This is a genomic window from Alsobacter ponti, assembly GCF_024294805.1.
GTDB classification, from domain to species: Bacteria; Pseudomonadota; Alphaproteobacteria; order Rhizobiales; family Beijerinckiaceae; genus Alsobacter; species Alsobacter ponti.
On sequence record NZ_JANCLU010000042.1, the window covers coordinates 1 to 7,180 of the forward strand.

Annotated in this window: 5 protein-coding genes; all 5 read right to left on the reverse strand. The window is 71.7% G+C overall.

The genetic code is table 11. The features are described 5' to 3' along the window. Positions 1 to 159: 159 nt before the first annotated feature. Positions 160 to 2,307, reverse strand: coding sequence for a polyribonucleotide nucleotidyltransferase (gene pnp / locus NK718_RS21745; RefSeq protein ID WP_254746804.1), 2,148 nt, complete (start codon positions 2,305 to 2,307; stop codon positions 160 to 162). 336 nt (positions 2,308 to 2,643) lie between these two features. After that, positions 2,644 to 2,913, reverse strand: coding sequence for a 30S ribosomal protein S15 (gene rpsO / locus NK718_RS21750; RefSeq protein ID WP_254746819.1), 270 nt, complete (start codon positions 2,911 to 2,913; stop codon positions 2,644 to 2,646). Positions 2,914 to 3,077: 164 nt separating this feature from the next. Next, on the reverse strand, positions 3,078 to 3,986 hold the full coding sequence (gene truB / locus NK718_RS21755) for a tRNA pseudouridine(55) synthase TruB (RefSeq protein WP_254746821.1): 909 nt from the start codon (positions 3,984 to 3,986) through the stop codon (positions 3,078 to 3,080). Between the two features lie 15 nt (positions 3,987 to 4,001). After that, entirely contained in the window at positions 4,002 to 4,427 is a 426-nt protein-coding gene (rbfA, locus tag NK718_RS21760; RefSeq protein WP_254746823.1) for a 30S ribosome-binding factor RbfA, read from the reverse strand. A gap of 118 nt (positions 4,428 to 4,545) precedes the next feature. Then, the coding region (gene infB / locus NK718_RS21765) for a translation initiation factor IF-2 (RefSeq protein ID WP_254746825.1) at positions 4,546 to 7,180 on the reverse strand (2,635 nt) is incomplete at its 5' end.

The window sequence follows — 7,180 nt, forward strand, 5'->3', positions numbered from 1 at the left end:
CCCCCACCCGCATCGGCCACGCTGCAGACGCCCCTTCCTCGGGTGAGGACGAGAGCCATATAGGCATAAATTCCTGCTAATGTCAAGAGCCCGCGCGTCGCCGACCAACGAAAAAGGGCGGCCTCGCGGCCGCCCTTTCATTCGGAAATGCGTCGCGGCTCACTCGCCGGCGGCGGCTTCGGGCTGATCCTTGGCCTTCTTGTCGAGGTCCTCGCCCGTCTGCTGGTCGACGGCCTTCATCGACAGGCGGACCTTGCCGCGCTCGTCGAAGCCGAGCAGCTTGACCTTCACCTTGTCGCCTTCCTTGATCACGTCGGTGACCTTGGCGACGCGCTGGGGGGCGAGCTGGCTGATGTGGACGAGGCCGTCCTTGGCGCCGAAGAAGTTCACGAAGGCGCCGAAGTCGGTCGTCTTCACCACCGTGCCCTCGTAGATCATGCCGATCTCGGGCTCCGAGGCGATCGACTTGATCCAGTTCAGCGCCGCCGTGATCGAGGCCGCGTCGGAGGAGGCGACCTTCACCGTGCCGTCGTCCTCGATGTTGATCTTGGCGCCGGTCTTCTCGACGATCTCGCGGATGACCTTGCCGCCCGTTCCGATGACCTCGCGGATCTTGTCGGTCGGGATCTTGATGGTCTCGATGCGCGGCGCGTACTGGCCGAGCTCGGCGCGCGCGCCGGCGAGGCCCTTGGCCATCTCGCCGAGGATATGCAGGCGGCCGCCCTTGGCCTGGTCGAGGGCGACGCGCATGATCTCCTCGGTGATGCCGGCGATCTTGATGTCCATCTGCAGCGAGGTGACGCCGTTCGACGTGCCCGCCACCTTGAAGTCCATGTCGCCGAGATGGTCCTCGTCGCCGAGGATGTCGGACAGCACCGCGTAGCGCTCGCCCTCCAGGATCAGGCCCATCGCGATGCCCGCCACCGGGGCGCGCAGCGGCACGCCGGCGTCCATGAGGGCGAGCGAGGAGCCGCACACCGTCGCCATCGAGGACGAGCCGTTCGACTCGGTGATCTCGGAGACGAGGCGGATCGTGTAGGGGAACTCGTGCGCCTGCGGCAGCATCGGGCGCAGGGCGCGCCAGGCGAGCTTGCCGTGGCCGATCTCGCGGCGGCCGGGCGAGCCCATGCGGCCGGTCTCGCCGACGCTATAGGGCGGGAAGTTGTAGTGGAGCAGGAAGCGCTCCTTGTACGTGCCCTCGAGCGAGTCGATGTACTGCTCGTCCTCGCCCGTGCCGAGCGTGGCGACCACCAGGGCCTGCGTCTCGCCGCGGGTGAACAGCGCCGAGCCGTGGGTGCGCGGCAGGATGCCGGCCTCGGCGACGATCGGGCGGACGGTGCGCACGTCGCGGCCGTCGATGCGCGCGCCGGTGTCGAGGATGTTCCAGCGCACGATCTTGGCCTCGGCGTCCTTGAACACCGTGGCCACCAGGTTCTTGTCGAGCGCGTTCTCGACGCCCTCGCCGCACAGAGCGGCGAGCACCTTCGCCTTGGCGGCGGCCACCTTGTCCTGGCGGGCCTGCTTGGCCGGCGTGGTGAAGGCGTCGCGCAGGTCGGCCTCGACGAGGGCGAGGATGCGCTTCTCGATCTCGGAGTGGTCCGGGGTCTGGAAATCGCGCGGCTCCTTGGCGGCGCGCTCAGCCAGCTTGATGATGGCGTCGATGACCGGCTGGAAGCCCTTGTGGCCGTGCATGACGGCGCCGAGCATGACGTCCTCGGGCAGCTCCTTGGCTTCCGACTCGACCATCAGCACGGCCTCGGAGGTGCCGGCGACGACGAGGTCGAGCGCCGAGTCGGCCATCTCCTGCAGCGTCGGGTTGAGGCGGTACTGGCCGTTGACGTAGCCGACGCGCGCCGCGCCCACCGGGCCCATGAAGGGCACGCCGGAGAGCGTGAGGGCCGCCGAGGCAGCGACCATGGCGAGCACGTCCGGATCGTTCTCGAGGTCATGCGACAGCACCGTCACGACGACCTGCGTGTCGTTGCGGTAGCCCTCGACGAAGAGCGGGCGGATGGGACGGTCGATGAGGCGGGAGACCAGCGTCTCCTTCTCGGACGGACGGCCCTCGCGCTTGAAATAGCCGCCGGGGATGCGGCCGGCCGCGAAGGCCTTTTCCTGGTAGTTCACGGTGAGGGGGAAAAAGTCGACGCCGGGCTTCGGCTCCTTGGCCGACACGACGGTGGCGAGCACGGTGGTCTCGCCGTAGGTGGCGAGGACGGCGCCATCGGCCTGGCGGGCCATGCGGCCGGTCTCGAGGGTGAGCTTGCGGCCCGCCCAGGTCAGCTCAACGCGTTGAATATCGAACATAGCGTGGTTTCCAGCTTTGCTGGCCAAACCGACGCCATGTGCAAGACGGCGGGGCGCTCGGCCGCGTGCGGCGAGCGTCCGGCGATCCTGCCATGAACGGTCGGTCTGGCCGGTTCTCGGGCCGCGGGCACCATGCCCCGGCCTCGGGTGACGGTTCCGAGACGGACGCGCCATCGTGCGGATACGCGTACAATGCGGCGGCGCTTGGGCCGCCACGCCTGCACCGGGCGCGCGGAGCGCCCGTTCGTCGCGAGCGGCGGGAGGTCCCGCCGCCGGCGTGGTCGCGCGTCCCCGGCGGGGACGCGGCCGGCGCGCCAGGCGGCCGGCCGGATCAAATCAGCGGCGGATGCCCAGGCGCTCGATCAGCGAGCGGTAGCGGGCCTCGTCGCGCGACTTCACGTAGTCGAGCAGCGAACGGCGCTGGGACACGAGCTTCAGAAGGCCGCGGCGGGAGTGGTTGTCCTTGACGTGCGACTTGAAGTGCTCCGTCAGGTTGGCGATGCGATGCGTGAGGATCGCGACCTGCACTTCCGGGGAGCCGGTGTCGCCGGCCTTCGTGGCGTATTCCTTGACGAGGGCCTGCTTGGCCTCGGCGGTGATCGACATCGGGATGATCCTTGGTCTGGAGAAACGGGCGGCCGGGCCGGGATGTCGTCCAGCACGGTCATGCGAAACACCGCCCGGCGCGGAGCGCGGAGCGGCTTGGCGCGCCTTATACACGAAACGCGCCGAAAGGCTAGGGGCGGGCGGCCGCGCCGGCGACGCCGCCGCTACAGCGGAAGATTGAACACGCGGTTGGGGACCAGCTCGCCGCGCTCCACCATGCCGACCGCGACCACCACGCCGGCGCAGGCGGCGTAGACCGGTCCGCCCTCGGCGGGGGCGTCGCGGCCGCGCAGGATGATCGACTGCCCGCGCCGCAGGCGCTGCGCGGCGTCGCGCGAGACGACGACGCAGGGCAGCTCGGTGAGGCCGCCCTCCACCGAGAGCACGGCCTCGTGCGCCGCCTCGGGCGCGGCCTCGAGCTCGGCGTAGGTGACGGCGTCGTCGAGGGTGAACGGGCCGACACGGGTGCGGCGCAGCGCCGTGACGTGGCCGAGGCAGCCCAGCAGGCGGCCGAGGTCCCGCGCGATGGCGCGGACATAGGTGCCCTTGCCGCACTCGCAGGCGAAGGTGGCGCTGTCGGCGTCGTGAGCCACCAGCGTCAGTGAATGGATCTCGACCGTGCGGGCCTGCAGCTCCACCGCCTCGCCGTCGCGGGCGAGGTCGTAGGCGCGCTCGCCGGCAATCTTGATGGCGGAGAAGCGGGGCGGCACCTGCGACACCGGCCCGACGAAGCGCGGCAGCGCCGCCTCGATCTCGGTGAGGTCCGGCCGCCTGTCGCTGGTGGCCACCGGCCGGCCCTCGCTGTCGTCGGTGTCGGTCTCCACGCCCCAGCGCACGGTGAAGGTGTAGGCCTTCTCGCCGTCGACGACATAGGGCACCGTCTTGGTCGCCTCGCCGAAGGCGAGCGGCAGGATGCCGGAGGCGAGCGGGTCCAGCGTGCCGGCGTGGCCGGCCTTCTTGGCGTTGAGGATGCGGCGCACGGCCGACACGGCGTGGGTCGAGGTCATGCCGACCGGCTTGTCCAGCACGATCCAGCCATGCACGTCGACGCGGTTCTTGCGGGGAGCGTTCATCGGGAGGGCCGAAGGTCAGTCGCTGTCGGTGTCGGCGTCGTCGGCCGCCGGCCCGCGCAGGTCGCGCTGCACCTGCGGCGAGCGCAGAAGCGCGTCGATGCGGGCGGCGGCGTCGAGGCCGCGGTCGATGCGGAAGCGGATGTCGGGCGCGAACTTGAGGTTGACGCGGTGGGCGATCTCGGAGCGCAGCATCTTGCGGTGCGACTCCAGCGCCTTCAGCACGTCCTTCTCCAGTGTCTGGTCGTGCAGGGTCAGGTACACGGTCGCCAGCTTGAGGTCGGGGCTCATCCCGACCTCCGGCACCGTGACGAAGGCGCGGGCGAACACCGGCTCGGGCATGTCGCCGCGGGCGAGGATGTCGGTCATGGCGTGGCGGATCAGCTCGCCGACGCGCAGCTGGCGCTGGGAGGGGCCTGTACGGGGTGCGTCGTGTCGCTTCATGGCTCACCGTCCGCCCGGAATCGAACCGGCGCGGCGTTCTTGCGGGATGGCGGGCGGCCCGCGGTGCGGGCCGTCCCGATGTCCGGGCCGGAGTAGACCCAGGGGGCGAGGCCGGCGCTCAGAGCGTGCGCCGGACCTCCTCGACGCGGTAGCACTCGATGATGTCGCCGACGCGCATGTCCTGGTAGTTCTCGAAGGCCATGCCGCACTCCTGGCCCGAGGCGACTTCCTTGACCTCGTCCTTGAAGCGCTTGAGCGTCGACAGCTTGCCCTCGTGGATGACGACGTTGTCGCGGATGAGTCGCACGTGCTGCCCGCGCTCGACGCGGCCGTCCTGCACGAGGCAGCCCGCCACCTTGCCCACCTTCGACACCGCGAAGACCTGAAGCACGCGGGCCTCGCCGAGGCGCTCCTCGCGCAGCGTCGGCGCGAGCAGGCCCGACATGGCCGCCTTCATGTCGTCCACGAGGTCGTAGATGATGTTGTAGTAGCGGATCTCGATGCCGGCCCGCTCGGCGGCGTCGCGCGCCTCCTTGTTGGCGCGGACGTTGAAGCCGAGAATGGCCGCCCCCGAGGCTTCCGCCAGGGTGATGTCGCTCTCGTTGATGCCGCCGGCCCCGGCGTGGACGATGCGCGCGGCGACCTCGTCGTTGCCGATCTTCTCGAGCGCGCCGACGATGGCTTCCACCGAGCCCTGCACGTCGCCCTTGACCAGGATAGGGAATTCCTTCCGGCCCGAGGACTTGAGCTGGCTCATCATGTCGGCCAGCGAGCCGCGCGCCGAGCCGGCGCGGGCGGCGGCGCGGTCGCGGCGCTGCCTCTGCCGGTACTCGGTGACCTCGCGGGCGCGGGCCTCGTTCTCGACCACGGCGACGCGGTCGCCCGCGTCGGGCGCGCCGCTGAAGCCGAGGATCTCGACCGGCACGGACGGGCCGGCCTCGGTCACCGGGGAGCCGATGTCCGAGACGAGCGCGCGCACGCGGCCCCACTCGGAGCCCGCCACCACGATGTCGCCGGTGCGCAGCGTGCCGCGCTGGACGAGCACGGTGGCGACAGGGCCGCGGCCGCGGTCGAGCTTGGCCTCGATCACGGTGCCTTCGGCCGGGCGGTCCACGTTGGCCTTCAGGTCGAGCAGCTCGGCCTGCAGGTTGATGGCGTCCAGCAGCTTGTCCAGATTGATCTTCTTGGTCGCCGACACCTCGACCTCGAGGGTCTCGCCGCCCATGCTCTCGACCTGCACCTCGTACTGCAGCAGCTCGGTGCGCACGCGGTCCGGGTTGGCGTCCGGCTTGTCGATCTTGTTGATCGCCACGATCAGCGGCACGCGAGCCGCCTTGGCGTGGTTGATCGCCTCGATCGTCTGCGGCATGACGCCGTCGTCGGCCGCCACCACCAGCACCACGATGTCCGTCACCCGCGCGCCGCGGGCGCGCATGGCGGTGAACGCCGCGTGGCCGGGCGTGTCGATGAAGGTGACCTTGCCGCCCGTGGGGGCCGTCACCTGGTAGGCGCCGATGTGCTGCGTGATGCCGCCGGCCTCGCCGCTGACCACGTTGGTGCGGCGGATGGCGTCGAGCAGCGACGTCTTGCCGTGGTCGACGTGGCCCATGATGGTCACGACCGGCGGACGCGACTCGGTGGCCTCGTCGACGTCAGGCGTGTCGAACAGGCCTTCTTCGACGTCCGACTCGGCGACGCGCTTGACCGTGTGGCCGAACTCCTCGGCGATCAGCTGGGCGCTGTCGGCGTCGAGCACGTCGGTGATCTTCACCATCTGGCCCTGCTTCATCAGGTACCGGATGACGTCGACGGCGCGCTCGGCCATGCGGTTGGCGAGCTCCTGGACGGTGATCGTCTCGGGGATCGTCACCTCGCGCGCGATCTTCTCCTTCGGCTCGTTGGCCTGGTGGCCCTTGAGGCGCTGGACGCGGCGGCGGAAAGCCGCCACGGAGCGCATGCGCTCCTCGTCGTCGCCGGTGGCCGTGGTCACGGTCAGGCGGCCGCGGCGCTTCTCGTCGCCGGCGCGGGCGCGGTCGGGCTTCGGCGGCGTGATGATCTTGGTCGGCATGCCGGGCCGACGGATGATGCGCTTGGTCTCCTCCTCCTCCTCGGCGCGCGGCGCGCCGGCGCTGGGAGTGAGCGGACGGCGCACGCCGGCCGGGGTCGCGGCCTCGCCGACGCGCGGACGCGCGGGCTCGGCGCCGCCGGAGGCGCCGAGGCGGCGCTTGGCCTCGTCCTCGGCCTTCTTGCGGGCTTCGTCGTCGCGCTTGTGGCGGGCTTCTTCCTCGCGCTTTCGGGCCTCGGCGGCCTCGCGCTCGATCTTCTCGCGGGCCTCGCGCTCGACGCGCAGCTTCGCGTCGATGATGGCCTGCTTGCGTTCCTCCTCCTCGCGGCGGCGCGCCTCGACGAGGGCCATGGCGCGGGCGTCGCGCTCCTCCTCGGTCAGCGTGCGCAGCACCATGCCGCCCGTGCGCTGCGGCGCGGGAGCCTGGCGGCCGACGGCCGGCGGAGCGGCGCGGCCGGACGGACCGGGGGCGGCGGCCGGAGCGGCGCGGCCGGCGGGCGCGGCCGAACGGGCCGGAGCGGCCGGGGCGCGCGCGGCCGGAGCCGGGGCGGCGGCGGTCGGCGCGGCCGGAGCGGCGGCCGCCGGAGCCGGGGCGGCCTGCGCGGCGGCCGGGGCCGGGGCGGGCGCGGGAGCAGGCGCGGCGGCGGCAGGAGCCGCGGCGACGGGAGCCGGGGTCGGAGCCGGGGCG

Coding starts and splice junctions, on each gene's coding strand:
- pnp (WP_254746804.1), bottom strand. CDS start 2,307: ATGTTCGATATTCAACGCGTTGAGCTGACCTGGGCGGGCCGCAAGCTC.
- rbfA (WP_254746823.1), bottom strand. CDS start 4,427: ATGAAGCGACACGACGCACCCCGTACAGGCCCCTCCCAGCGCCAGCTG.
- truB (WP_254746821.1), bottom strand. CDS start 3,986: ATGAACGCTCCCCGCAAGAACCGCGTCGACGTGCATGGCTGGATCGTG.
- rpsO (WP_254746819.1), bottom strand. CDS start 2,913: ATGTCGATCACCGCCGAGGCCAAGCAGGCCCTCGTCAAGGAATACGCC.